Here is a 25,124-nt window from a genome sequence, read left to right as displayed (position 1 = left end):
GACAAGTTCGCAATGAACCGAATTGCTTGCGGTTCAGAAGAATCCGAGCTTGTTCGGGGAGTAGGACACGAGCAGGTTCTTCGTCTGCTGATAGTGGTCGAGCATCATACGGTGGTTTTCCCGGCCGATGCCGGACTTCTTGTAGCCGCCGAACGCCGCGTGCGCGGGATAGGCGTGGTAGCAGTTGGTCCACACCCGACCGGCCTTGACGGCGCGGCCCACCCGGTAGGCGGTGCTGCCGTCGCGGGTCCACAGGCCCGCGCCGAGGCCGTAGAGCGTGTCATTGGCGATGGTTACCGCTTCGACCTCGTTGTCGAAGCGGGCCACCGCTACCACCGGACCGAAGATTTCCTCCTGGAAGATCCGCATGTCATTGCGGCCCTCGAAGATCGTCGGTTCGATGTAGTACCCATTGGGGAAACCCTCCACCTTGCGCATCTCGCCGCCGGTGAGGACCGTCGCGCCCTCTTTGCGGCCGATATCGATGTAGGAGAGGATCTTTTCGTACTGGTCGTTACTGGCCTGCGCGCCGATCATGGTCGTGTCGTCGAGCGGGTTGCCGCCCTTGATGGCCTTGGTGCGCTCGAGGCAGCGGGCCATGAACTCGTCGTAGATCGACGAGTGGATCAGCGCCCGCGACGGGCAGGTACAGACCTCGCCCTGGTTGAGTGCGAACATCACGAAGCCCTCGACGGCCTTGTCCAGGAAGGCGTCGTCGGCGGCCATGACATCGGGAAAGAAGATATTGGGGCTCTTGCCGCCGAGTTCCAGGGTGACCGGGATGATGTTCTCGCTGGCGTACTGCATGATGAGCCGGCCCGTGGTGGTCTCGCCGGTGAAGGCGACCTTGGCCACGCGCGGGCTGGAGGCCAGCGGCTTACCCGCCTCGACGCCGAAACCGTTGACCACGTTGACGACTCCGGGCGGCAACAGGTCGGCGATGAGCTCGATGACCAGCAGCAGCGAGGCCGGGGTCTGCTCGGCGGGCTTGATGACCACGCAGTTGCCGGCCGCGAGGGCGGGGGCCAGCTTCCAGGCGGCCATCAGGATCGGGAAGTTCCACGGAATGATCTGCCCGACCACACCCAGCGGTTCCTGGAAGTGATAGGCGACGGTATCGGCGTCGATCTGGGAGAGATGGCCCTCCTGCGCGCGCACCGCGCCGGCGAAGTAGCGGAAGTGGTCGACCGTCAAAGGCAGGTCGGCGGCGAGGGTTTCGCGGACGGGCTTGCCGTTCTCCCAGGTTTCGGCGACAGCGAGCCGCTCCAGGTTCGCCTCGATCCGGTCGGCGATCCTGTTGAGGATGTTGGCACGATCCGTCACCGACGTGGCACCCCACGCGTCGGCCGCCCGGTGCGCCGCCTCCAGGGCCATATCGATGTCCGCGGCACTCGAACGTGCCACCTGGCAGAAGGTTTCACCGTCGATCGGAGAGGGGTTGTCGAAGTATCTGCCCTCGATCGGCGCTTTCCACTCGCCGCCGATGAAGTTGTCATAGCGGCGGTTGAAGCTGACGATGCTCCCGTCGGTGCCGGGTTTTGCGTAGATCATGGCGCGGCTCCTGATCCCGTATCTGCGGTGACGGGGGCCACTATGAACCGCGAAGGTTGGCGGGAGGTTGGCGCCGGGTTGGCGAAACGTTGCTGAGTCACTGCCGTCGAATTCGACTGCGGTAATGGACATTCCGGACAAGACCGGCATATTCGTGGCACGGCGTGCACCTGCGCACGCACTGCGGTATCGATTACGCGCGCAAGGCGGTGTGCAGGCGTGCGGTCGCCAGGGCGCGGCGGCTGTCGCCGTGCGGGAGCAGGTGCAGCGCGTGCTCGTGGATCTCGATGTCGTCCGGGCAGCGCTGGCCGAAACGCAGGGCGTGCTCGGGGTTGCGGTCGGCGAGCACGGCGGTGCGCAGGCAGACGTCGAGGTGTTCGCGCCACTGCACGATGCCCGGAACGTCCGAATCAGGCAGCAGCGGACCGCGATACAGGCTGACGGCGGTGGTCAGGTCGCCCGCTTCGAGGGCGGCGAGCAGCTCGACCGCGTCACAGGCGAGGGGTTCGGTGAGCATGTAGCGGCGGTCGGCGATGCGGCCGTCGGTGGCGGCGCGCAGGCGGGAGACGTCGGCCTTGAGGGTGCTGGAGGACACCGACCGGTCGCCATAGACGGCCTCGTGCAAGCGTTCCGGCGTGAAGCCCTCGGGCTCCAGGGCGAGCAGGGTCAGGATCTCCAGCTGCCGGGGCCGCATCGCCATCTGCTTGCCCTGCTTGTAGAGGCGCGGCACCCCCAGCGACTCCAGCCGGGTATCACCGGCGGGGCGGGACTGTTCGGCATGTACTCGGGCTTCGATGGCTGTCACCAGGGCTCGGACCGTTGTGAGGATGAGCGGATGTGAGCGATCCCAATACGTCGACAAATCCAGCACGCCGAGCTGACGACCGTCGGCGGCGCGGATGGGCGCACAGTAACAGACCCAGCCGTGCAGCGCCTCCACCAGATGCTCGGCGGCCCAGACCGAGGTGGGGCGGCCGCTGTGCAGCGACAGCGCGACACCGCTGGTGCCCATGTACGGCTCGTCCCAGCAGCCGCCGGGCGCGAGATTGACCGATTCCGCCCGCCGCCGGACCGAGCGGTCGCCACAGCTGAAGAGCACGGTCCCCGTGTCGTCGGTGACCACCGCCACCATGCCCGAATCCTCCGACAGCGCCCGCAGCTCACCGGCCATCTCGGTGATGGGCGTGCGCAACGGCGATTCGGCCCAGCGCGAACCCAATTCGTCCCGATCGGTTCCGGGCGCCACCGCGCGCGTCGGATCCACCGTGCGCAGCGACCGCGCCCACGACTCCGCCACCTCGTTGCGCAGCACCACCTCGGTGCCGGGCGGGCGACCCGAGGAGGCCGTGGTCCACCGCACCCATGCCTTCTCCAACTCCGCACGCTGGTGCGAACGGACTGGCAGCTGTGTCATGGCGCAAACTCCTCGCGGTGCGACCGGACCGAGCGATATCCCATGATGGCGCGCGGTCGCATCGCGCGGGCCGCATTCGCCGCAGTCCGTGCGCTAATTCGTTCCGGGCGGCTTCGCAGCCTTCGCCGCCCCGGTTCCGCGCCTTCGAACGGTTCCGGATTCCACTGGTAGACAAGAAGTCATGGTCCTCCCTTTCCGCTTCGGCGTGAACCTGCTGACCCCCGCATCCCGCCCCGAATGGATCGAGAAGTGCCGTCGCGCCGAGGGACTCGGCTACGACGTCATCGGAGTGCCCGACCATCTCGGACTGCCCGCGCCGTTCCCGGCGCTCATGCTGGCCGCGGATGTCACCGAACGGCCGCGGCTGAACACCTTCGTGCTCAATACGCCCTTCTACAACCCGGTTCTGCTGGCCCGGGACGTGGCCGGGCTGGATCAGCTCACCGGAGGGCGGTTCGAGCTGGGGTTGGGGGCCGGGTACGTGCGTGCCGAATTCGAGGCGGCCGGAATGCCGTTCCCGTCGGCGGGCCGCCGCGTCGCGCACCTCGAGGAGACGGTCACGACGCTGCGCCGCCTCTACGCCGACCCGGAGTTTCAGCCGCGTCCGGCGCAGCCTTCCGGGCCGCCGCTGCTCGTGGCCGGCTGGGGTGAGCGGGCGCTGCGGCTGGCCGCCGAGTACGCCGACGTCGTCGCCTTCACCGGCGCGAGCTCGGCCGACAGCGGGCTGCTCACGCTCGCGGACGCCGGCTCGACCGCGAAGAAGGCGGACTACGTGCGCGGGCTGCTCGGAAACCGCGCCGGCGCCGTCGAATTCAACCTGCTCGTGCAGGGCATCGCCGCACCGGCCGACCGCGAGGCCGCGGTCGCCTACCTCACCGAGCACCTGCCCTTCGGCAACACCGGCGCGCTCGAGGACCTGCCCGTGCTGCTGGTCGGCACCGCCGCGCAGATGGCCGAGACCCTGCGCGAACGCCGGGAACGCTTCGGGTTCAACTACATCACCGTGCTCGAGCACAACATGGACCGGTTCGCGCCGCTCATCGAGCTGCTGAAGGGGGAGTGACCCCCGCGGGACTCAGGTGCCCGGGACCGCGTCGGGGGCGATGAACATGTAGCTCTTCTCCTCCACCCGCTGCTTGATGCGCCATTCGCCGTCCACGCGCACGAAGGTGTCGTGATACCAGAGCCCGCACAGCATGAGCTGCCGCGTGCCGTCGGCGGCGGTGACCAGCATGGGGTTGTGGCACATGGTGCGGGCGGTGGCGTTATCGCCCTCCACGCGGATGGAGGAGTTACTGATCATGTGCTGGAAGGCGGAGAAATTCGGCATGACGGTGGCGAGGAACTTCTTGGTGGATTCCACGTCACCGGCCGGGCCGCCCATGGCGGTGTAGTCGATGTGCGCGTCGGGGGTGAAGATTTCGTCCAGCAGCTCCCATTGGTGGGTGTCCACGGCGTGGGAATAGCGGACCATGAGGTCCTCTATTTCCAGGCGGTCCGAAATCTCCTGCAGGGACAGCATGGTGCCTCCGAGTGGTGCCGATAACTGTTCAGGGACGGTGGGCCAGCGTACGGCGAGGCGGCCGTTGATCTTGCCGTTTCCGAAAGATATTGCAGGCGAATGGGATCAGTCGAGGCCAGCGGCCGCTGGTCAGTACTCCGAGTGTGAGATCGCCTTCACCGCGTGCGTCGCGAACCCGCTGCGCCGCGAAGGGGATTCGATCGACCCCGGCCCGTCCGGGTTCGGGATCAACGGGCAGATGGCGGTGACGCCGACGCAGCCGCATTTCGAGTGCGCGAACCCCGCCGACGTGATCACCTCCGGCCCGCCCGGCTCCCCGCTGCGTGGTCTGGCTGATGTGGTGTCGGCGTTCGGGCTCGCAGAGATCGGCGGCTGGCCATCCGATCTCGCCGACCGGATCCGCTGGCATCGCTGGTAACCCGCCTCCTTCGGCGACCCGCTGCATCTGGTCCGCACGTGGGACCCGTACGCCGCGGCCACCACCGACACGGCCGGGTACCCGTTCCAGCACACCGTGGTCTACGTCCGCGACGGCTACTGCCAGCGGCTCGCCGACCGGATCAACAGCGTGTAAGTCGATGAACGCCCCAGCCCCACGTTCGTGGGACTGGGGCGTTGTTTTGCGTCTACCGAATTCCTGAGCCACTGTCCCGGAAGCCGTAGTCCGGCACGATGTCCGCGTCGACCCGGGGGTGCGGTGCGATGCTGGGCGGCAGCAGGTCGATGGTGGGGGCGTCGCAGAACCCTGCGTGGCACTGGGTGTCCGCTACTGCGTAGGGTGCCGCACAGATGGTGAGGGTGGTGGCCGCGAGGATGAGGAACACGGGCGCGATTGTCCGCATGATGTCCTTCTGTCGGATTCTAGTGGCGCACAGGCGACCGATCTTACCGGTCGCGGATCCAAACCCAGACCAGACATGCACTACCGCAACATAATTCAGAATCCTAATTGCCCCATTCCTGTCGGATTATCCGGTTCGGAACGGGGCATTTCTCGCGGGAGACGACGGCTCATGGCGCGGTGGCGTTGAGCGGGCAGGATTTGGCAGTTCTGCGGGAATCAGGCACTACCGGTCTATCCGGGTTCGTCGTTGGCCGAGCGTCCGATCTCGAACCCAGCCACTTCGGCAAGCTTGTCCCGCCATCGGTAAGACATCGACTTCCACTGATCCCGAGGACTTTCGATTCCTGGAGGAGCTGAAGCCGACGAAATTTGGAGCAATCCTGGAATCGGGTACCCAAATGATCAACGACCCGATCCGTCTACATCGCAGAATGGGTTCCATCTTTTCCGAAAGATACTGGGATGCAATAGATCTCGCTCAGACTGGTCCCTCATCAGGTCAGACCGCTTTTTCGCCGATCCGGTAGTCCTTGGCCGCGATGGTCCGGGCCACCTTTTGCGGCGCGCCGCCGATGAGGCCGCGCCAGGGCAGGTAGGGGAGCAGGCGGACGTTCAGGTTGCGGAAGGCGATCATGGCCTTGGAGTTCGGGGCGTACCAGCCGCCGACGCCCGCGGCGAAGCGCTGGCAGGCGTCGACCATGGGTCGCATCTCGCGCTCGTAGGCGGCGAAGGCCACGCGGTGATCGCCTGCGGCGGCGGCCAATTCCCCGGCCAGCACATACGCGCCGACGAGGGAGAGGTTGGCGCCCTGTCCCGAGAGCGGGGACGCGCAATAGCCGGCGTCGCCGACCAGGGCGATGCGGCCGGTCGACCAGGTATCCATGCGGATCTGCGCCATGGCGTCGAAGTAGAAGTCCGCGGCGTCCGGCAGTTCGGCGAGCAGGCGTGGCACCTCCCAGCCCTGGCCCGCGAAGGTTTCAGCGAGGATGCGGCGCTGGGCCGCGGTGTCGCGGTAGTCGTAGTCCAGAGGCTCGGAGGCCCACGCGAAGATGGCTTTGGCCTCGGTGTTGTGGCGGGCGCTGTAGCTGCCCGCGATCTTGCCGGGAGTGTTGTAGTCCAGTTCCCAGTGGTCGAGGCCCAACAGGTTCGGGGTCGTATAGATCGCGATGTAGTACCCCATGTGGTGCAGGAAGCCGGACTCCGGGCCGAAAGCCAGCGCGCGCGTGTGGGAATGGACGCCGTCCGCGCCGATGACCAGGCCGAAGGTGCGCGGGGCGGCATGCTCGAAGGTCACGTGGACGCCGTCCTCGTCCTCGCGCAGCGCCGCGATGGAGTCGCCGAACAGGTATTCCACGCTGTCCCGGGTCGCCTCGTACAGCACCTCGGCCAGATCGCCGCGCTGAATCTCGGTGTCGCCGTTGGCCCCGACGCCATTGAAGATCTCGGCGGAGATGCCGGCGCGGGCCTTCCCGGCGGCGTCGACATAGGAGGTGCCGCGCTTGCCGGTGCTGCGGGCGTGGACCTGCTCGAGCAGGCCCATCCGCCGGACCACCTCGGTGGCGGTGCCGAGGACGTCGATGGCCTGCCCGCCCGGCCGCGGGGTGGGGACTTCTCGACGATCGTGGGTGTGAATCCGTAGCGCCGCAGCCAGAACGCGAGGGCGGGCCCCGCGATGCTGGCGCCGGAGATGAGGACGTTCTTGGTGCTCGTCTGCTGCATGTCTCGACCATAGAACCGATTTGGGCAAATGTGCAAGACATTCGTCTCATGCGCATGCGCTAGTCTGGCCGGCATGGGAAATCGTGAGGATCTGCTCGCCGGCGCGCGGCAGTGCCTGTTCGACAAGGGCTATGCCCGCACCACCGTGCGCGATATCGCCGCCGCGTCGGGGGTGAGCATGGCCGCCATCGGCTACCACTTCGGGACCAAGGAGGCACTGCTCACCGCCGCCCTCGTCGAAGCCACCCGGGAGTGGGGCGACGAACTCGCGAACACGCTGGGCGACGCGGCCGACCCGGGCCCGGATCCGCTGCGGCACTTCGCCTCTCGCTGGGACGCGGTCCGCGAGTCCATCACCGCGCACCGCGGGCTGTGGGGAGCGACCTTCGACGCGCTCTCCCATCCCGAGACCCGGGCCCAGCTGGCCGAGCAGACCGACGAGTCGCGGTCGGGGCTGGCCCGGCTCTTCGGCGACACCGGCGCGGGCGACACCGGCCGGACTGTCGGCGCGTTCTATCAGGCGCTGCTGGTGGGGCTCGCGGCGCAGACGCTCATCGACCCCGAAACCGCCCCCACCGGAGCGGAACTCGCCGAGGGGCTGCGTCGGATCGCCGGGCTGCCCGCGGCTTCCGACGAGTAGGCGACCCCGCGCTCCGTCGCCGATCCGGAGTGGGGCAGGGTGAGGCGGTGCCCAGCATTGTCTTGGACCGGGTCAGTCTCGGCCACGGATCGACCACGGTACTCGTCGAGGTCGATGCCACCTTCGCGGCAGGGCGGTGCACGGCCGTGGTCGGACCGAGCGGGGCGGGCAAGACGACTCTGCTGCGGCTGCTGAATCGGTTCGGCGAACCCGACAGCGGCCGAGTGCTGCTGGACGGGATCCCGGTGGCCGACCTGGATGTACTGGCGCTGCGGCGGCAGGTGGGGTTGGTGCCGCAGCGTCCGGTGCTGCTCACCGACACGGTCGCCGAGGAGGTGTGCGTGGGGCGGGCCGTCGATTCCGAGCGGGTGGGCGAATTACTCGGGGCGGTCGGCTTGCCCGACGGGTTCGCGGCGCGCCGCTGCGCCGAGCTGTCCGGGGGTGAGGCACAACGGGTTTGCCTGGCGCGGGCGCTGGCGGTGGAGCCGCGGGTGCTGCTGCTCGACGAGCCGACCTCGGCGCTGGACGGGGCGTCGGCGGTGGCGATCGGCGCGTTGATCCGGGCGCATGTGGCGACCGGCGGCAGCGTGGTGCTGGTCAGCCATGATCCGGGATTCGTGGCGGAGGCAGCGGACGAGGTGTGGACGCTGGCCGCCGGGCGGCTCACGCGCGGTGCGGAAACGGGGAATCAGCCATGACCCAGGGACTTTCGGTGCCCGACTGGACGGGCGTCGGCGCGTCGCTGGTCCTGGTCGCGCTGGCGGCGGCCATCGCCTACCGGCAGCAGCTGCATCTGACCCGCGAACTGCTGATCGCGGCGGCCCGGGCCGGGATGCAGCTCGTCGCGGTGGGCGCGATTCTGCTGATCCTGTTCCGCCACACCGGATTGCCGGGCGCGCTGGGCTGGGTGGTCCTGATGATCGTCATCGCCGGGCAGGTGGCCGGGCGACGCGGGGCGGGGCTGCCGCACGCGACGCGCTCGGCGACCATCGGCGTGGCGTTCGGCGCGTCCATCACCCTGGGTGCGCTGATCGCGCTCGGCATCATCTCCACCCAGGCGCGGGTGGTGGTGCCGGTGGGCGGCATGATCGTGTCGTCGGCGATGCAGTCGACCGGAATCGCTCTGCGCCGCCTGGTCGAGGACGCGCGCCGGGCCCGCGATGCCGTGGAAGCGCGGCTGGCACTGGGTCTTTCGGCGTACCAGTCGTTCCTGCCGAATCAGCGTTCGGCGCTGCGCACCGCGCTGATCCCGGCCATCGACTCGACCAAGGTGGTCGGTCTGATCAGCCTGCCGGGCGCGATGACGGGTTTGATTCTGGCGGGCGTGGATCCGTTGACGGCCATCCGCTATCAGATCGTCGTGATGTACATGCTGCTCGCGGCCACGACCCTGGCCGCGCTCGCGGCCACCCGGGTGGCCGAGCGGACCCTCTTCGACGGTGCGCAACGCCTGGTCCGGCTGCCCGACTGACGACCGTCAAGCCCGCAAAATCCTACTGAGTGAGATTTCAAATGCGAGCTCAAACGTACGAAATGCCGTTATCGTTACGGTGTCGTCGGTAAAGTGCTTGGGGGATAGGTAGTTTCGTATGGAAGCGATCGAGTTCTTCATGCCGTTCGCTTCCGCGGGGGTCAATCCCGCGGAGCCGGAAGCCGAAGCGGGGATGTGGTCCTGGCTGGAGGCCTACGGGCTGGTTCCCACCGAGCCCACCCGGCGGCGCATGGAACGCACCCGCCCGGCGCGCATGTACGCCCTCTGGTGTCCGAGCGCGGACGCCGACGAACTCACGCTGCTGAGTCAGTACACCGCATGGGCTTTCATCGTGGACGATCAGTTCGACATCGAAATTCCCGATCCGCGCCGGTGTCTGGAGGCCATCACCGCCATCGAGGCCGTACTGGACGGTACGACAACGCCTTCCGGCGTGCTGGCGGTCGCCTTGGCCGAGTTGTGGCCGCGGCTGTGCCGTGGCCGGTCGCCGGCCTGGCAGCGGAGCGTGCGCCGGGAGATCCACGACTGGCTGTGGACCTATTACACCGAGAGCGTCGGCCGGCTATCGGGCAATCTGCCCGACCTCGACACCTACCGCGCGCATCGGCGAGACGGCGTGGCGCTGTTCGTGTTTCTCGATATCAGCGAACGCGCCGAGGGTATGGACCTGTCCGCCGCCGTCCGCCACCTGCCCGCCATGCGCAGCCTGCGGGTGGCGGCCGTCGAACACATGGGCCTGCTCAACGATGTGCTGTCGGTTGCCTCGGACGAGGCCTCCGGCTACCTCTACAACTCGGTACTGCTCGCGCAGTATCACCACGGGCACAACAGAGCTCAGGCCCGGCAACTGGTCAACGGCATGCTCTCCGAATGCGTCGAGCACATGATCGAGGCGGTGCAACGCCTGCCGACAGAGCTCGACGATGCCGGCCTCACCGGCCGCGAGCGCGCGGACGCCCTGGTCACCGCCCATAATTACACCGTCTATGTGCGCGCCAACCACGACTACCACTATCAGGCGGCCCGCTACACGAGCGCACCCGCGGAGGCGCTCGAGCACGGCCTGCCACTGACCTGAAGCAGGAAACCTTCCGGCGTTGCCGAAATGAAATCCATAGGCAACCCTCAGGTTTCAGACTGTGATGGGACCATGAGCTTCTTCCGAGCATGGCTGCCCAGCCGCCATCGGGTGGCTGCGGCGACCGTGTCCGAGCGAGCGGGGCCGATTATGCGAGCGTCGAAACCGATCCGATTCACCGTAGGACAGCACGCCGAGGGCAAACGCCGGTGGGGCCTGTCCCGCCCGGCCGCGGCCGCCCTGGCCGACCGTGACGAAACCTGCGCCCGCGCACCCGAATCCCTATCCCTCCCGCTCGACGTGGATACCGAGCGGAGAGCTCGCAGACGCCTGTCCGAGGCCCGGGTCGCCATCGATCCGGTGCTGCGCTCGGCGGTCGGCGCGCTGGCCGAACCCCTGGATGTGATGGCCGGGTACCACTTCGGGTGGTGTGATCCCGAGGGACAGACGGTCACCGGCGCGCAGGGTAAGGCGCTGCGCCCGGCCCTCACCTTCGCGGCGGCCGCGGCCTGCGGCGGCGCGGTCGCGGAGTCGGTGCACGCCGCCGCGGCCGTCGAACTGCTGCACAACTTCTCGCTCGTCCACGACGACGTCATGGACACCGATCCGTTCCGGCACGGCCGGCCGACGGTCTGGCGCATCTGGGGCGAGACCAATGCGACGCTGCTCGGCGACGCGTTGCAGGCGGTCGCGCTCGGCGTGCTGTGTGACGGCGCGCCCGAGACCGTCACCGCCGAGGCCGTCATCCGGCTGGCCAATGCCACGGTCACGCTGTGCCGGGGCCAGTACGCGGACTGCACCTTCGAAACCCGGCCTGCCGTCAGCGTCGACGAGTATCTGGCCATGGCCGCCGGGAAGACCGGCGCGCTACTCGGCTGCGCCTGCGCACTGGGCGCGCTGTGTGCCGGGGCCGACCACCGCGTGGTGTCGGCCATGCACACCTTCGGCACCGAGATCGGGCTCGTGTTCCAGCTCGTCGACGACTTCATCGACATCTGGGGCGATCCGGAGATCACCGGAAAACCGGCGCACAGCGACCTGATTCACCGCAAACAGTCCTTCCCGGTGGTGTGCGCCCTGGAATCGGATACCGCGGCCGGCCGCGAACTGGCCCGCCTCTACCACGCCCGCCATCCCATGACCGCGGCCCGCGCGGCCCGGGCGGCGGATCTGATCGAGCAGGCGGGCGGTCGCCAGCGCACCCTGCACCGCGCGGCCGCCGCCCTGGACGCCGCGTTCGCGGCCCTGCCCGGCGATCTCGCCTCCGACGACCTCACCGCCCTCGCCCAACTGATGGCACGCCGCGATCACTAGACCGTCGGGAGCGTCAACTCGATGTCGCCGGGCGCTGTCGGAGGCCTCCAACCGCGGGAGCGGCGGCCGGGTTCCGGCCCCACCCCTTCGGCCCGTCGCGAACGGATGCGCCGATGCCAGGACAGATCCGTACCCTCTGACGGATGAGCACACCCTCGGCGACCTCACCGTGGACACCCTTGCGCATCAATACTTTTCGCGCCCTGTGGATCGCCTCGATCGCCTCCAACGTCGGATCCTGGATGCACCTGGTCAGCGCCTCCTGGCTGATGACCACGCTGACCGGATCGGCCGCGCTGGTGGCATTGCTGTCCACCGCCAATGCCCTGCCCAGTTTTGTACTGGCCCTGCCCGCGGGCGCGCTCGCCGACATCCTCGACCGCCGCCGCCTGATCCTGTTCACCCAGGCGTGGCAGCTGGTGGTGGCGGCGCTGCTCGGCGCACTCACGCTGTCGCACAGCGTGAATCCGGCGCTGCTGCTGACCGCGACGCTGCTGTTGGGCACCGGTGCGACGCTCGGCATGCCGGCCTTCAGCTCGATCACCCCCGAGCTGGTGCCCGCCGCGCAGTTGCCCGCCGCGATCAGCCTCAACTCGGTGGCGATGACGGCCTCGCAGGCGATCGGACCGGCCATCGGCGGCGTGCTGGTGGCCGCGGTCGGATCCGGTGGCGTCTTCCTGCTCAATGCCGCGTCGTTCCTGGGAGTGCTTGCGGTGGTGTATATCTGGCGACGCCGGCCCACCGCGACGGCACTGCCGCCCGAGCATCTCACCACCGCCATCCGCACCGGCCTGCGCTATGTGGCCAATGCGCCCGAACTGCGCGCGGTGCTGGTTCGCGCCGCCGCCTTCGTACTCTGCTACGGTGCGCTGCCGTCCCTGCTGGCCGTGCTGACCCGCGTGCGTCTGCATCAGACGGCGACCACCTACGGTCTGCTGCTCGGTGTACTCGGGGTCGGTGGCGTGTGCGGCGCACTGGTGCTGCCGCGCATCCGGCACCGCCATTCCCCCGATCGGATCGCGCTGGCCTGCAGTCTGCTCTACGCCGCCTGCCTGCTGACGGTCGCGCAGCTGACCGCCTTCCCGCCCGCCCTGCCGGTACTGTTCCTCGCCGGCATGGCGGGCATGGGTGTGATGTCGACGCTCAATATCGCCGCACAATCGGTGCTGCCCAACTGGATTCGCGGTCGCGGACTGGCGGTGTTCCAGCTGGTGTTCCAGCTCGGCTTCGCGGTGAGCGCGGCCGGCTGGGGTGCGGTGGCCGGCACCGCGGGACTGCCCACGGCACTCACCGCGGCCGGGGTGGCGCTCGCTGCGCAGACGGTGCTGGGCCTGCGGTTCCGGCTCGCGGCCGCCCAGCAGATCGATGTCCAGGCCGCGCACGTGCTGGAACCGTACGTGCCGCTGTCGCTGGCCCCCGACGACGGCCCGATCATGCTCACCGTCGAGTACCGCATCCCCGCCGAGCACCTGGCCGACTTCCATGCCGCTATTCCCGACCTGCGGCGTTCCCGCCGCCGTGACGGGGCCATGCACTGGGCGATGTACTCCGATCCGGTCGACCCGGACCGTCACGTCGAGACCTTCATGAGCCCGTCGTGGGTGGAGCACGAGCGCCTGAGCCAGCGGGTCACGGGGACGGATGCGATTGCGGTGCAACGGATTCGGTCACTGCACGTGGGCGAGGAGGATCCGGCGCTGCGGGCGCTGGTGAGCGACCGGGTGCGTCGGGGCTGAAAGCAGCGGCAGGGTTGAAAACAAAAGTACGTGTAACCCTGGGTTACACGTACTTTGTTTTTCGGAAGAATTTTTTGATGAGGTAGGCGAACTGTATCAGAGCCTCCGGATGCGTGCCATCCAAGCCGCGACATCCACCAGGCCCGCGGGGGACACCTCGAGCCCCACCGCCTGATCGGCGACGGTGGCGGTGACCCGGCCACGGTAGCGGGTGGGTTCCAGGCTCTCCAGTTCCCAGCCCGCGCCGAAGGCTTCCCGGATCACGGCGTCGCTGATGCGGGGGCCGAAGCCGGGTTCGGCGTCGGAGAGCGCCAGAAGGTGGACGACGCCGCCGGGCTTGCAGACGGCGTGCAGGCTGCGGACGTAGGCGGCGCGGGCCTCGGGTTCGGTGCCGAAGACGTGGAACAGGGCGCTGTCGACCACGGTGTCGAAGGCGGGCGCGGAGCCCGGAGGATCGCCCGCGAAGTCGGCATTGGCGCCGAGGGCCAGGGCATCGGCGACCTCGAAGCGGACGGCCGGGACGCCCTGGGCGGCGGCATTCGCGCGGGCGTATTCGATTGCGCTGGGGGAGAAGTCGACGCCCAGCACGTCGTAGCCGAGGCGGGTGAGCAGGATGGTGTGCTCGCCCGCACCGCAGCCCGGCTCGAGGACGCGGCCGCGGATCTCACCGGCGCGTTCCAGTGCCACGATGGCGGGTTGTGGTTCGCCGATCACCCAGGGCGCGGTGTCCTCGTCGTAGACGGTGTTCCAGATTTCTACCGGTCGAGTCATGGTTCCACCCTGCAACCTCGAGCGCACTCGAGGTCAATCCCCGGATAGCCCCCAACCGCAGCGGACCGACCGCCCACAATGTGGATATGCCCAAGTCTTGCCTGCTGCTGCAGCTGCGACCCGAGCAAGCGGCCTCCGACCAGGAATACGAAGCGATCCTCGACGCGGGCGGGCTCGCGGCCGCGGACGTGGTGCGGGTCGAGATGAATCGCGGCATGCCCGATCTCGAGCTCGAGGACCACTGGGCGGTGATCGTCGGCGGCGGGCCGAGCAACCTCAGCTACCCCGAGGCCGAGAAGTACGACTATCAGCGGGTCTTCGAACCCGAGCTGAAGAAGCTGCTCATCGAGATCGTGCGCCGTGACATGCCGTACCTGGGCGCGTGCTACGGGTTGAGCATGCTCGCCGACGTGCTGGGCGGGCCGGTCGGTACCGAGCGCTACGGCGAGACCCCCGGCGCGACGACCATCGAACTCACCGAGAACGCGGCGAAAGACCCGCTGCTGCACGGACTTCCGGAGACGTTCCGGGCCTTCGTCGGGCACAAGGAGTCCTGCCAGGACGTTCCCCCGGGTGCGGTGCTACTCGCGAGTTCGGCCGTCTGCCCGGTACAGGCGGTGCGGGTCGGGGAGAACGTCTACGCCACCCAGTTCCACCCCGAACTCGACGGCCGGGGCCTGGCGCTGCGCATCGAAATCTACCGGCACGAAGGCTATTTCGACCCGAGCGAGGCCGACTCCCTGACCGAACTCGGGCACCGCGAGCACATCACGGTGCCGCAGGAGATTCTGCGGCGCTTCGTCGCCCGGTACCGGGTGTGAGGACGGGGCGGACAGGCGCGGAACCGCGCCGTGTCAGCACGGCGGTGGCGGCGAAGAGGGCGAGGGTGAGCCAGATGTAGGCGTTGTGGTCCAGGACGGCGAAGGGGCCGCGGCTCGGGAGGTCGAAAACACTGCCGTAGTGCAGGTCCAGCAGCTCGAAGACACCGCCCGAGCAGGCGAGGAAGACGACGAGCAGACCGGCCACGGTCGGCAGGGAGCGGTGGCGCAGGGCGAGGTCGGCCAGGTAGATGAGCAGGGGAGCCAGCCAGACCCAGTGGTGGATCCAGCTGTACGGGGAGACGACCGTGCTGGTCAGACCACACAGCACCACCGCGGGAAGTTCACGGCCGGTGACCGAGAGACGGCGGGCCAGGATCAGGCAGACCACCGCGATGGCGAGAGCGGCTGCGGCCCACAGCAATTGGATGCTGCCGGCCGCGCCCAGGGTACGGGCGAGCATGCCGCGCAGAGATTCGTTCTGCGGATTCTCGGGGACACCGACCCGGGCAGGGTCGGCGAAGGCGCCGCTCCAGAACGTCAGCGAATCCTTCGGCAGCACGGCCAGGCCGATCACCATGGTGGCGACCAGCGCGCCGGTGGCGGTGGCGGCCGCCCGGAATCGGCGAGTCACCAGTAGGTAGACGATGAAGAACGCCGGGGTCAGCTTGATGCCGGCCGCGATACCGGTCAGCACGCCTTTGCAGCGGGAGGAATCGGGCAGCGCCATATCGGCCAGCACCAGGAGCAGCAGCAGGATATTGACCTGCCCGAAGGCCTCGGTCTCCCGGATCGGCTCGCACAACAGCAGCAGAGCGGCGGCAGCGGGGCCCACGATCAGCATGCGGCGGTCGCGCCGATAACCGAGCACCGACAGTGCCGCCCAAACAGATCCGGTGAGCATCGCGAAATTCGCGAGTCCCCCGGCCCAGGTGAAGACCGACCCGTGCAGCCACGCCAGCGGCACGAACATCAGTGCCGCGAACGGGGTGTACACGAACTCCCACACCCCGCGCGTGTGCCCCCGCAACGGGGTGTCGTACACCGAAACATCGTGCACCACACGGTCTGCCGCGATCTGATACACGCCGAGATCGACCAGGTGCAGCATCGCGCGGGGCGCGGCCAGCAGCTGACCGAGGTAGTACCACCCGGCCAGTCCACCCAGCACCGCTACCAGCCACACCACGACCACCGGAATCGAGCGCCGTTGCGGCGCATCCTGATTCGTGGCCAGCACCTGTTCGGCCGTCGACAACGGCATCCACACACCCCCGCTTCCGGGCTTCCGATTGCCCGCCCCACCGTAATGACGGGCCCACCTGATCGCCAGCCGCTCTCGGCGCGTACGGACCGTCCGGGAGTGTCGAAATCGCCGGTTACGACCGGTCGGTGCACGGCTATGGGTCGTACCGATCGGCCGCTGACCTTGGCCGAGGTGCACCGATCACACCCTGGCCAACCGCTCGATGGCGTGGCGGGGCACTGTCTCCGACACGCCACTGTCTCCCGCCCGACGAGGCGTGCGGCGGGCGGTGAAGCGCGCGGCCCGGCGTGTTCAGCGCCGCCCGCAGCTTGTCCTCGAATGTGTGCAGTGTGGCCGTCGAAATCGGGCGGGCGGGCAGTTTTTGCTCCACCGCAGGGCCAGCGCCGGCAACCGCTCCCGACGGAGTGGAGGGATCGGGTCAGGCACGGAGGAGGACCTTCAGGGAGCGACGGTCGTCCATGGCACGGTAGGCGTCGGGGGCGGCATCGAGGGAGAGTTCGGTATCGAAGACCCTGCCGGGGTCGACGGTGCCGTCGAGCACCGCCGGGAGCAGGGTTTCGATGTAGGCGCGGGCGGGTGCGGGGCCGCCGGTGAGAGTGATGTTGGGGCCGAAGAGGTCCCAGCCGACCGGGGCGTTGTTGTATTGAGGAAGGCCCACGCGGCTGATCACGCCGCCCGGGCGGACCACGCCCAGGGCCTGTTCGTAGGCGGGCATGTGGCCGACCGCTTCGATGACGACGTGGGTGCCGTCGCCCCGGGTCAATTCGCGCACCGCGGCGACACCCTCGGCGCCGCGCTCGGCGACCACGTCGGTGGCGCCGAATTCGCGTCCCAGATCGGTGCGCTCCTTGTGGCGGCCCATGAGGATGATGCGGGGTGCGCCCAGCTGCCGCGCGGACAGGACGCCCAGGAGGCCGACCGCGCCGTCACCGATCACGGTGACCGTGGTGTCCGCGGTGACCCGGGCCTTCACGGCCGCGTGATAGCCGGTGCCGTACACGTCCGACAGCGTCAGCAGCGACGGGACCAGCGGCGATTTCTCCTCGACCGGTACCGGGACGAGGGTGCCGTCGGCGAGCGGCACCCGCACGGCCTCGGCCTGGCCACCGCGCACATCGCCCGCGTTCCAGAAACCGCCATGGCGGCAAGAGGTTTGCAGTCCCTCACGGCAGAAATCACAGGTGCCGTCCGACCAGGCGAAGGGGGCGATCACGAAATCACCCTTCCCGACCGTGCGGACCTCGCTTCCGACGTCCTCGACGACGCCGACGAACTCGTGGCCCATCGATTCGCCCTGCTCCGACACGGGCATGTTGTGGTACGGGTGCAGATCGGAACCGCACACGCAGCTGCGGACGACGCGGACCAGGGCGTCGGTGGGGTGTTGAACCACGGGATCGGGAACGTCGATGACGCGGACGTCACCGGCACCGTACATGTAGGTCGCTCGCATGAGACTCCTTCGCTCGGTACCGATGCTGGTCAGGGTTGCGGGAAGTGCGCGGTAGCAGTCCGGCCCTTCCCTGTGGGCGGGTTGTTCAGGCGTTCCATGCGCTCTCCTCCCATCGAAGGGGACTTCATAGCTAATTATTTGCCACCTGCCGATTCCGCTGCCGGCCGACCCGGTCTCTCTCGATGGTTCGTGTGTCAGGGCCGTTCGTAGCGGCCGGTGAGTCTGCCACGGGCGATCACATGCCCGGTGACGGCAGCGAGCACGGTGGGCCACGTTGCGCCATCGGTCAATCCGCTCGGCTGGTCGAGCGCCACGAGCTGGAAGACGTAGCGGTGCGGTCCGTGACCGGGGACAGGGCGTGGACCGGCGTAGCCCCGGCGGCCGAAACTCCCGGTGCCCACCCTGATGCTGCTGCTCGTCTCACCGCCATTCGAGCCGAGCGCTCCCTCCTGGACGCCGGCGACGCGCGGATCGATTCCGGCGAACACGCCGTGCACAACCGGACGACGCAGAGGAGCGTCGGGGTCCTCGATGATCAGGACCAGTTCGACGGCCTCGACGGGCACACCCGACCAGTGCAGTGGTGGGGATACGTTGTCTCCCACGCCTGTTCCCGCGTGCAGACGCGGAATGTCCCCGCCGTCAGCGAAGGCGGCGCTGCCCACCGTCAGGGTTTCGGGTGCATGCTGGACGGCCGGATCGAACCACGCGGTGCGGCCGATTCCGGCTCGCACCGGACGCAGGAGTCTCCCGATCAAACGAATTGCCATGGCTGGTCCGATTCTGTGGGGTCGGTTGCGGTCACGACAGGAAGCCCTGCTCGGCCAGGCGCGCGAGAATCCCTCCGCTACTGATGATGTCCAGCAGCAACGGCGGCAAGGGGCGGCCCAGGCCACTGATACCGGTGGACTCGTTTCTGTACGTTCCCGTCGCGAGATCGACAGTGCCGGTCTGGCCGTCCTGGAAGTGCTCGGTGATTCCGCGTGCGGTGAGCGCGGGCAGTCCCGCATTCACGGCATTGCGGAAGAACAGCGAGTTGAAACTCTCCGCGACCACGGCGGCGACGCCCAGCCGCTGGAAGAGGGCGGCGACCGGACGGGAGGAGCCGACGCCGAAATTCGTTCCGGCGATGACGATGTCGCCGGGGACGACGAGATCGGTCCAGCCGGGCCGTACCTGGTAGAAGATGTGCCGGGCGGCCTCGGGCAGCTCGAGTTTCATGGCGAAGGCCGGGTACATCGCGTCGGTGTCGAGGGAGTCGCCGAAGACCCAGACGCGGCCGGTGATGGTGGTGCTCATGCGGTGACGCTCCGGGGGTCGGTGATGTAGCCGGTGATGGCGGAGGCCGCGACAGTGGCGGGTGCGGCCATGTAGATCTCGGCCTCGGTGCTGCCCATGCGGCCGGTGAAGTTGCGGGTGCTCGAGGTCAGGCAGACCTCGCCGGGCCCGACCACGCCCATGTGGTAGCCGAAGCAGGCGCCGCAGGTCGAATTGGTCACCACCCCACCGGCATCGGCGATGTCCTGCAGGTATCCCAGTCGCATGGCGTCCCGGTAGACCTGCTGGGAGGCGGGCGTGACCAGCAGCCGGACGCCGGGGGCGACGGTGCGGCCGCGCAGGATCCGCGCGGCGATGCGGAGATCTTCGAGCTGGCCGTTGGCGCAGGACCCGATGAACGCCTGGTCGATGCGCCGGGGCTCGACCTGCGAGACCGGCACCGCGTTGCGGCTCACCGTGCCCGGGCGGGCGACGTACGGTTCGAGGCCCGACAGGTCGATCGTGCGGATGTCGGCGTATTCGGCGTCCGAATCCGCCTCGGCGGCAATGAAATCCGTCACCCCGCGCGCGGCGAGAAACTCGCGTAGCAGCTCGTCGACACCGAAAGTGGCGAAGTCGGCGGAGATTTCGGCGGCCTGGGTGGCGATCGTGCGCCGGTCGTTGAGCGGGACCGTCGGCAGGCCCGGCCCGCCGAATTCGAGATTCTGGTTGGTGGCGTCACCGTAGGTGTCGGCGAGAAAGAGGAAGACGTCCTTGCCGCTGACCTCCGGCGGGAGCGCGCCGGTGAGTTCGTAACGCACCGTGGGGGCGAGTTCGAACCAGGTGGCGCCGGTGCACAGGATGGAATACACCTCGGCCGGGCCGAGTCCGCGAGCAGCGGTGTTGTATGCGCCGCCCGCGCAGGTGTGCGAGTCGGTGCAGGCGAGCACCTCCCCGGGGCGGGCCAGCCCGTTCTCGGCGATGACCTGGTGGCAGATGCCGTGCCGGCCGACATCGTAGAAGTGCTCGATCCCGAAGTCCGCCACGAACTTCCGCGCCTTCGGACCGCCCGCGGCGTCCTTGAGCGACGGCGCCGGTACGGCGTGGTCCATGACGACCGCGACCTTGCGGGGATCGTGGATGCGCCGGGGCTGCTGCCACAGTGTGGCGAACTGCAGATCGATCAGGACGCACATGTCGACGTCGACGGTCACGAGGTCTCCGGGCCGGACCCTTGGCACCCCGGCCTTGCGGGCCAGCAGATTCTCGATCATGGTCATGCCCATGGGTCAGGCTCCTTCACGGTAGCGTTCGCCCAGCTCCGACCATTCGGCCAGACCGACGAGGTTGAAGAACTCGGCAGGTTTCGCGGGCAGCAGCGGCCCGGGATCGCGGCCGGCGAGTTCGGCCAGGCCGGTGAGCATCGCGTACGCCGCGGCGCCCAGCGGGAGCGAGGGGTGGATGGCGATCGAATAGCCCAGTTCCCGCAGGCGCGTGGCGGATTCGATCGGGGTGAGGCCGCCCAGGACGAGATTGATGAGCAGGGGAGCGGACACCTCCCGCGCTATGCGCTCGATCTCGGCGGTGCCCTGCGGCGCCTCGACGAAGACCACGTCGGCGCCCGCCGCCGCGTAGGCGTTGGCCCGGTCGATGGCGGCGTCGATACCGAGCGGGCCGCGGGCGTCGGTGCGGGCGATGACGACCAGCTCCGGATCCGTGCGCGTCTCCAGTGCGGCGGTGAGTTTGGTGACGAACTCCCCGGCCTCGATCAGCTCCTTGTCGGGCAGGTGCCCGCACTTCTTGGGGAAGGCCTGGTCTTCGAGCTGGATCGCGGCGACGCCGGCGGCCTCGTATTCGCGCACGGTGCGAACCACATTGAGCGCGGTGCCGTATCCGGTGTCGGCGTCGGCGAGCAGCGGGATGTCGCCGAGGACGCGCACCAGCATCCGGGCGCGCTCGACCATTTCGGTCTGGGTCACCAGCCCGATGTCGGGGAGTCCGAAACCGCTGGCGGCGACGCCCGCGCCGGTCAGGTAGGCGGCGGGGAAGTCCAGCCGGCGGACCAGGGAGGCGGACAGGCCGTCGAATACGCCGGGGGCGACGGTGATGTCGGCACGGTCGGAGAGGGCGGCGCGTAGTCGCGCCCGCGATGGGGTGGTCATCGGTGGGGATCCTGTTCCAGGTTGTCGAGGGCCCCGGCGACGGGCGCGGCGAGCAGGTCGGCCAGCTCGCGCAGATCGGGGAGCTCGTCGATGCCGAGCACTGCCCGCTGGATGGCGTCGAGCCGATCGGGCGAGACCAGGGGACCGACGAGGGAGCGGTACTTGGCGACGAGTTCGTCGTCGGTGACCGGGTCGGCGGGGCCGCCGTGCGGTTGGACGATCCGCTGTGCGAGCACCGTGCCATCGGTGAGGGTGATCGCCAGTTCGGTGGCGAAACGTTCGTGGACAGGGCCGTTCTGGATGTTCTCGTCCAGCTTCACCTCGACCTTGCCGAGCAGCTCCCAGACATCGTCGGCATCCAGCCGGGCCGGGGTGAACTGCGGCGGCAGCACCTGGCCGTCGAGCAGCGCGACCGCCGCGGCATAGCCGAGATTCATCTGCGCGCCGATGGCCGTCAACGGCCGCGCGGGCTCCCACCAGCCATGGTGGTAGACGGTGTGGCCGACGCGAATCTCGATGTGCGCGACCGACTTCGGGTCGATGTGGTGGCGGGCGCGCAGCTCCAGCGCCGCCTGGACGGTGCCGTGCAGCCCGCCCTGGGCCGCATACGACTTCACCATGATGAGCTCGGTGTGCCAGCCCTCGCCCAGACCGGCGATCACCTGGGCGGGGTCCGGGTCGTGGCCCTCGCCGAAGACCGACAGGTAGCCGCCGTAGGGCCGATCGAAGACCTGCTTGATCCCGGTGTACCCGGCAGCGGCCAGACCGGCCGCGTAATAGCCGTTGCGGGCGGCGAATCCGTGCTGCATGCGCTTGGACATCGCCTCGTACTGGGCCGCCATCAGACCGGCGGACTGGGTGCCCGCCATGCCGAGCGAGTCTTCGAGCCGGGCGGCGGCGAGCGCCCGCAGCTTTCCGGCAACCATTGCGGCGGTGTGGGTTCCGAAGACCGGACCGCTGTGCCAGCCACGAGAGAGCATCTCCGAGCCGTGCAGGGCCAATCCGACGCGCGGGCCGACCTCGAACCCGGCGATCGCGGCGGTCAGGGCAGTGGCGCCGGAGACCCCGCCGAGCTGCTGGGCGGTCGCGAGCAGGACCGGCAGGATCAGGGAGGTGCTGTGCAGGGGCGCGAGCGGATGGAAATCGTCGAGCTCGAAGCCTTGGATGAAGGTGCTGTTCAGCAGAACCGCGGCGGGCCCACTGGTGGTGGCACCGGTTCCGATCACGGTCGCCGCGCCCGTGCTCTCCAGGTCCAGTACCGCCGAGGTGGCGACTCGGGACCAGGGCAGCTGGGCGCCCACCAGACCGCACGCCACGCCATCGAGCAGCAGGTGCTTGGCGCGGGTCCGCACCCGCTCGGGGATCTGCTCGGGCGTCAACTGCTCGACCCAGCGGGCCAGCGGTACCGTGACGCCCGTCGTCGTCGATTCGCTCATGTCCTCAGTGAACGGCAGGCCAGCTGCCTGTCCCCGACATTGCGGGGGAGTCGCACAATGGGTACATCTGCTGCGGGAAATCGACGGAATGGACATGGGTGGTGCGGGAGAGCAACCTCGACGAGGTCGACCTGATGCTGCTCGACGCGTTGCACGCCAACCCCCGGGTCAGCTTCGAACGGCTGGGCCCGGCACTCGGGGTTTCGGCGGCCACGGCCGCCCGCCGGTGGCAGCGACTGTCGGAATCCGGGCGCGCGTGGGTGTCGTCGGTGCCCGGCCCGCAGGTGGCGCTGGTCGGCGCGGTGTGCGAGGTGCGGGCACAGCCGGGCCGGGCCGCGGCCGTCGCCGCCGGACTCGCCTCGATCCCGCAGGTCATGAGTGTCTATGGCACCGACGGCGATTTCGACCTGCACACCCTGGTGTTGGCCGACAGCCCGGCGGCCTTGAGCACCCTCCTGCTCGAGCGGCTGCCCGCGGTGCCGGGCATCGCACGGGCACGCTCCACCGTGGCGCTGCAGTGGCACAGCGGCGTGCACTGGCGGCTCGGCGCGATCGACAGCGATCAGCAGCGGTCGGTTGCCGAGGAGGGCAGTGGCGAGTCGCGAAAAGCGATGCGCTACCGCACTTTCGAGCCCGGCGACCGGGACCTGTTCCTCGCCCTCCAGCACGACGGCCGGGCCAGGTACCGGGATCTGGCCCGCGAGCTGAACACCTCCGAGCATCTCGTGCGCCGGCAGCTCGATGCCCTGGTCCGCCGCGGAATGCTGGCCTTCCGAACCGATTTCGCGCGCGGCGCGGGCGGCTGGCCGACCGAGTACGTACTCTGGCTGTCGGTTCCGCACCGGGACCTGGACGCGGCGGGAACCGAGATCGCCTCCTGGCCGGAAACCCGGATCTGCCTGTCCACGGTCGGGCGGGCGAACATCATGGTCATGGCCCAGGTGCATCGCATCGCGGACCTGGGCGCCATCCTCGGCCGGATCGCTACGGCGCTGACCGATGCGGTCGTCATCGACCAGCGCCTCGTGCTGCGGGCGTTCAAGTCGTGGGGGCGTCTGCTGGACAGCTCGGGGCACGCGGTCGGCATGGTGCCGGTCAACCCGTGGGCGGCGGTGGCGGACGCCTGAGACGTGCCCGTGGATCGAGAGCCGTTGCCGTGCAGCGGCTCTCGATCGCTCAGCCGTCGTGGACCGCGATCAGGCCCGGGATCACACCGAGATAGGCGGTGCTGTCCGGTCCGATGGCGATTCCGGCGTAGTTGTTGTTGAACCCGGGGCCGGTGCCGGTGAGCTGCTTCCACACCGTCGCTCCGGTGCGGAAATCCAGGGCCGTGAAGTACCAGGGATCGCTGGCCTCGGTGCCCTTGGTGTAGGTGTAGATCAGACCGGTGGCGAGCGACAGCTTGGGCACGACGGTCGGTGCGGCCTCGGTCGTGTTGGCCCACACCTGGTGGCAGCCATTGCCGTCGGGGTCGATGTCGATGCGGGCGAAGCCGGGGGTGGTGGTCTTGCCCAGCAAGGCGGCCTCGGGACCGGTGTAGCCGTAATTGTTTTCGACGATCAGCGCGTTTCCCGCGCTGATCAACGAGTTCTCGGTATCACTGGCGCCCGCCGCGAACACCGGCACGGCGCACACCTGCCGCTGCGCCGCTCCGGCCGCGGTGCGGTAGACCACGACGTTCATCGGGTCGGCGTTGTCGGTGATGGCGACGTAGCCGCCGGACAGGAGGGTGGGTGTGGTGCCGGTTCCGTCGTCGACCTGGCCGGGCTTGTGCTGTCCGCTGTTGGCGTAGGTGACCCGCCAGGTGACGGCGGGTGCGCCGCCGGGCCCGGCATCGAAACGCAGCAGCTCGCGGTTGGTGGCGATGTACACATCACCGTCATTGCCGACGGCGAAGGAGTTCTCGATCTCGCCCTCGGCGCCGTCGCCGAGCCGGATCACCTGTGCGGCACCGGTGTTCAGGTCGAGGGTGCCGACCACACCGTCGGTCCGGGTGACGAACCACAGCAGCCCGTTGCTGTCGGGCAGCGCCGAGTTGAAGGTCTCCCCGGGACGCAGCACACCGGTCAGGTCGTAGTCGTGCGCGAGCGTGAAACCGTCGCCGCCGGCGTTCTCGGCGAACACCCGGAGGTGGCCGTCGCGGGAGGCGATCACCGCGCGATCGTCGTTGTCCAGATAGAAGTAGGCGCCGCCGGTGAAGTTCCCGAAGGCACCGGGCCGCAGGAACGCGCCCGGATCACCGGGTAACGCGCTGCGGCCCAGCACATTCAAGGTGACCGGGTCCAGCAGGTACAGCGCCGGGGACGGGCCGATGCAGGTGGTGACGATGCGGCCGGCCCGGTCGAAGGTGATCGACCCGCACTCTCCGCCGATCACCGCCGACACCACGCGGGGGTCGTGCCCGAGCGGTCCCGGGCGGGTGCTGGTGTTGCTCATCCACCCGTCGTCGTGGATGCCGGAGCTGCCGTTGGGCGCGAGATGGGGATGTTGCGGCACCGGCGGCACATCGGTGACCGGCTGTGCCACAGCCGGATTGCCGATGAATCCGGGCGGCGACCCCGGTACCGCGGGAATCGGGACGGCGGCCGCGCTACCGGCCACGGTGGCGAGCAACCCGGCGGCAGCGCCGGTGACGAGGTTGCCCCGCACG

Annotated in this window: 24 protein-coding genes; 10 read left to right on the top strand and 14 right to left on the bottom strand. The window is 68.9% G+C overall.

The window, feature by feature from the left end; all coding sequences use genetic code 11:
* Positions 1-33: 33 nt before the first annotated feature.
* Positions 34-1,551: an aldehyde dehydrogenase family protein gene (locus tag ABZV44_RS06375; RefSeq protein ID WP_354832664.1), complete on the bottom strand. Its 1,518-nt coding sequence runs from the start codon at positions 1,549-1,551 to the stop codon at positions 34-36.
* A 193-nt stretch (positions 1,552-1,744) separates the two neighbouring features.
* Entirely contained in the window at positions 1,745-2,965 is a 1,221-nt protein-coding gene (locus tag ABZV44_RS06370) for a transcriptional regulator (protein WP_354832662.1), read from the bottom strand.
* Positions 2,966-3,146: 181 nt separating this feature from the next.
* Here ABZV44_RS06370 and ABZV44_RS06365 point away from each other — a divergent pair, with 181 nt between their 5' ends.
* Positions 3,147-4,028 carry an LLM class F420-dependent oxidoreductase gene (locus ABZV44_RS06365; RefSeq protein WP_354832660.1) on the top strand — a complete coding sequence of 294 codons (882 nt, stop codon included), beginning with the start codon at positions 3,147-3,149 and terminating at the stop codon, positions 4,026-4,028.
* A gap of 12 nt (positions 4,029-4,040) precedes the next feature.
* Here the strand turns inward: ABZV44_RS06365 and ABZV44_RS06360 are convergent, their stop codons facing one another.
* Entirely contained in the window at positions 4,041-4,487 is a 447-nt protein-coding gene (locus tag ABZV44_RS06360; protein WP_354832658.1) for a nuclear transport factor 2 family protein, read from the bottom strand.
* Positions 4,488-4,524: 37 nt separating this feature from the next.
* Between ABZV44_RS06360 and ABZV44_RS06355 the strand changes: the two genes are divergently transcribed.
* On the top strand, positions 4,525-4,905 hold the full coding sequence (locus tag ABZV44_RS06355; protein ID WP_354832656.1) for a hypothetical protein: 381 nt from the start codon (positions 4,525-4,527) through the stop codon (positions 4,903-4,905).
* A gap of 208 nt (positions 4,906-5,113) precedes the next feature.
* Here the strand turns inward: ABZV44_RS06355 and ABZV44_RS06350 are convergent, their stop codons facing one another.
* Together ABZV44_RS06350 and ABZV44_RS06345 are read right to left on the bottom strand one after the other, a co-directional pair.
* On the bottom strand, positions 5,114-5,329 hold the full coding sequence (locus ABZV44_RS06350) for a hypothetical protein (RefSeq protein WP_354832654.1): 216 nt from the start codon (positions 5,327-5,329) through the stop codon (positions 5,114-5,116).
* Between the two features lie 501 nt (positions 5,330-5,830).
* Positions 5,831-6,871 carry an FAD-dependent monooxygenase gene (locus ABZV44_RS06345; RefSeq protein WP_354832652.1) on the bottom strand — a complete coding sequence of 347 codons (1,041 nt, stop codon included), beginning with the start codon at positions 6,869-6,871 and terminating at the stop codon, positions 5,831-5,833.
* Positions 6,872-7,123: 252 nt separating this feature from the next.
* Here ABZV44_RS06345 and ABZV44_RS06340 point away from each other — a divergent pair, with 252 nt between their 5' ends.
* From ABZV44_RS06340 to ABZV44_RS06315, 6 genes are all read left to right on the top strand, one after another.
* Positions 7,124-7,690, top strand: coding sequence for a TetR/AcrR family transcriptional regulator (locus ABZV44_RS06340; protein WP_354832651.1), 567 nt, complete (start codon positions 7,124-7,126; stop codon positions 7,688-7,690).
* A 47-nt stretch (positions 7,691-7,737) separates the two neighbouring features.
* Positions 7,738-8,388, top strand: a complete 651-nt coding sequence (locus ABZV44_RS06335) for an ATP-binding cassette domain-containing protein (protein ID WP_354832649.1) — start codon at positions 7,738-7,740, stop codon at positions 8,386-8,388.
* Complete coding sequence (fetB, locus tag ABZV44_RS06330) at positions 8,385-9,161, top strand: iron export ABC transporter permease subunit FetB (protein WP_354832647.1); 777 nt, start codon at positions 8,385-8,387, stop codon at positions 9,159-9,161. The genes ABZV44_RS06335 and fetB overlap by 4 nt, the downstream gene beginning before the upstream one ends.
* 118 nt (positions 9,162-9,279) lie before the next feature.
* Positions 9,280-10,260 (top strand): terpene synthase family protein, encoded by a 981-nt coding sequence (locus tag ABZV44_RS06325; RefSeq protein ID WP_354832645.1) that lies wholly within the window; start codon positions 9,280-9,282, stop codon positions 10,258-10,260.
* 72 nt (positions 10,261-10,332) lie between these two features.
* Positions 10,333-11,574, top strand: coding sequence for a polyprenyl synthetase family protein (locus tag ABZV44_RS06320; RefSeq protein WP_354832643.1), 1,242 nt, complete (start codon positions 10,333-10,335; stop codon positions 11,572-11,574).
* Between the two features lie 143 nt (positions 11,575-11,717).
* Entirely contained in the window at positions 11,718-13,310 is a 1,593-nt protein-coding gene (locus ABZV44_RS06315; RefSeq protein ID WP_354832641.1) for an MFS transporter, read from the top strand.
* Positions 13,311-13,406: 96 nt separating this feature from the next.
* Here the strand turns inward: ABZV44_RS06315 and ABZV44_RS06310 are convergent, their stop codons facing one another.
* On the bottom strand, positions 13,407-14,081 hold the full coding sequence (locus tag ABZV44_RS06310) for a class I SAM-dependent methyltransferase (RefSeq protein WP_354832639.1): 675 nt from the start codon (positions 14,079-14,081) through the stop codon (positions 13,407-13,409).
* A gap of 86 nt (positions 14,082-14,167) precedes the next feature.
* Between ABZV44_RS06310 and ABZV44_RS06305 the strand changes: the two genes are divergently transcribed.
* Positions 14,168-14,902: a glutamine amidotransferase gene (locus tag ABZV44_RS06305; RefSeq protein ID WP_354832637.1), complete on the top strand. Its 735-nt coding sequence runs from the start codon at positions 14,168-14,170 to the stop codon at positions 14,900-14,902.
* Here ABZV44_RS06305 and ABZV44_RS06300 read toward each other — a convergent pair.
* The 7 genes from ABZV44_RS06300 to ABZV44_RS06270 form a co-directional block, all read right to left on the bottom strand.
* Positions 14,850-16,163 carry a glycosyltransferase 87 family protein gene (locus ABZV44_RS06300; protein ID WP_354832635.1) on the bottom strand — a complete coding sequence of 438 codons (1,314 nt, stop codon included), beginning with the start codon at positions 16,161-16,163 and terminating at the stop codon, positions 14,850-14,852. The genes ABZV44_RS06305 and ABZV44_RS06300 overlap by 53 nt on opposite strands.
* 421 nt (positions 16,164-16,584) lie before the next feature.
* Positions 16,585-17,619 (bottom strand): alcohol dehydrogenase catalytic domain-containing protein, encoded by a 1,035-nt coding sequence (locus ABZV44_RS06295; RefSeq protein ID WP_354832633.1) that lies wholly within the window; start codon positions 17,617-17,619, stop codon positions 16,585-16,587.
* A gap of 194 nt (positions 17,620-17,813) precedes the next feature.
* Positions 17,814-18,389, bottom strand: a complete 576-nt coding sequence (locus ABZV44_RS06290) for a YbhB/YbcL family Raf kinase inhibitor-like protein (protein ID WP_354832632.1) — start codon at positions 18,387-18,389, stop codon at positions 17,814-17,816.
* Positions 18,390-18,420: 31 nt separating this feature from the next.
* Positions 18,421-18,906, bottom strand: a complete 486-nt coding sequence (locus tag ABZV44_RS06285; protein WP_354833124.1) for a 3-isopropylmalate dehydratase — start codon at positions 18,904-18,906, stop codon at positions 18,421-18,423.
* 8 nt (positions 18,907-18,914) lie between these two features.
* Positions 18,915-20,162 (bottom strand): aconitase/3-isopropylmalate dehydratase large subunit family protein, encoded by a 1,248-nt coding sequence (locus ABZV44_RS06280; RefSeq protein WP_354832630.1) that lies wholly within the window; start codon positions 20,160-20,162, stop codon positions 18,915-18,917.
* 3 nt (positions 20,163-20,165) lie between these two features.
* Positions 20,166-21,038 carry an isocitrate lyase/PEP mutase family protein gene (locus ABZV44_RS06275; RefSeq protein ID WP_354832628.1) on the bottom strand — a complete coding sequence of 291 codons (873 nt, stop codon included), beginning with the start codon at positions 21,036-21,038 and terminating at the stop codon, positions 20,166-20,168.
* Positions 21,035-22,474 carry an MmgE/PrpD family protein gene (locus ABZV44_RS06270; RefSeq protein ID WP_354832626.1) on the bottom strand — a complete coding sequence of 480 codons (1,440 nt, stop codon included), beginning with the start codon at positions 22,472-22,474 and terminating at the stop codon, positions 21,035-21,037. Before ABZV44_RS06270 ends, ABZV44_RS06275 begins: the two co-directional genes overlap by 4 nt.
* 101 nt (positions 22,475-22,575) lie before the next feature.
* Here ABZV44_RS06270 and ABZV44_RS06265 point away from each other — a divergent pair, with 101 nt between their 5' ends.
* Positions 22,576-23,601 carry an Lrp/AsnC family transcriptional regulator gene (locus tag ABZV44_RS06265; RefSeq protein WP_354832625.1) on the top strand — a complete coding sequence of 342 codons (1,026 nt, stop codon included), beginning with the start codon at positions 22,576-22,578 and terminating at the stop codon, positions 23,599-23,601.
* A 49-nt stretch (positions 23,602-23,650) separates the two neighbouring features.
* On the opposite strand, the gene ABZV44_RS06260 is transcribed toward ABZV44_RS06265, so the two are convergent.
* Positions 23,651-25,123: a hypothetical protein gene (locus ABZV44_RS06260; RefSeq protein ID WP_354832623.1), complete on the bottom strand. Its 1,473-nt coding sequence runs from the start codon at positions 25,121-25,123 to the stop codon at positions 23,651-23,653.
* Position 25,124: the final 1 nt, after the last annotated feature.

The organism is Nocardia sp. NPDC004860 (assembly GCF_040609015.1).
Lineage (GTDB): Bacteria > Actinomycetota > Actinomycetes > Mycobacteriales > Mycobacteriaceae > Nocardia.
The sequence above is the reverse complement of the archived record's forward strand: the minus strand, read 5'-3'. Positions and strand labels throughout refer to the sequence as shown.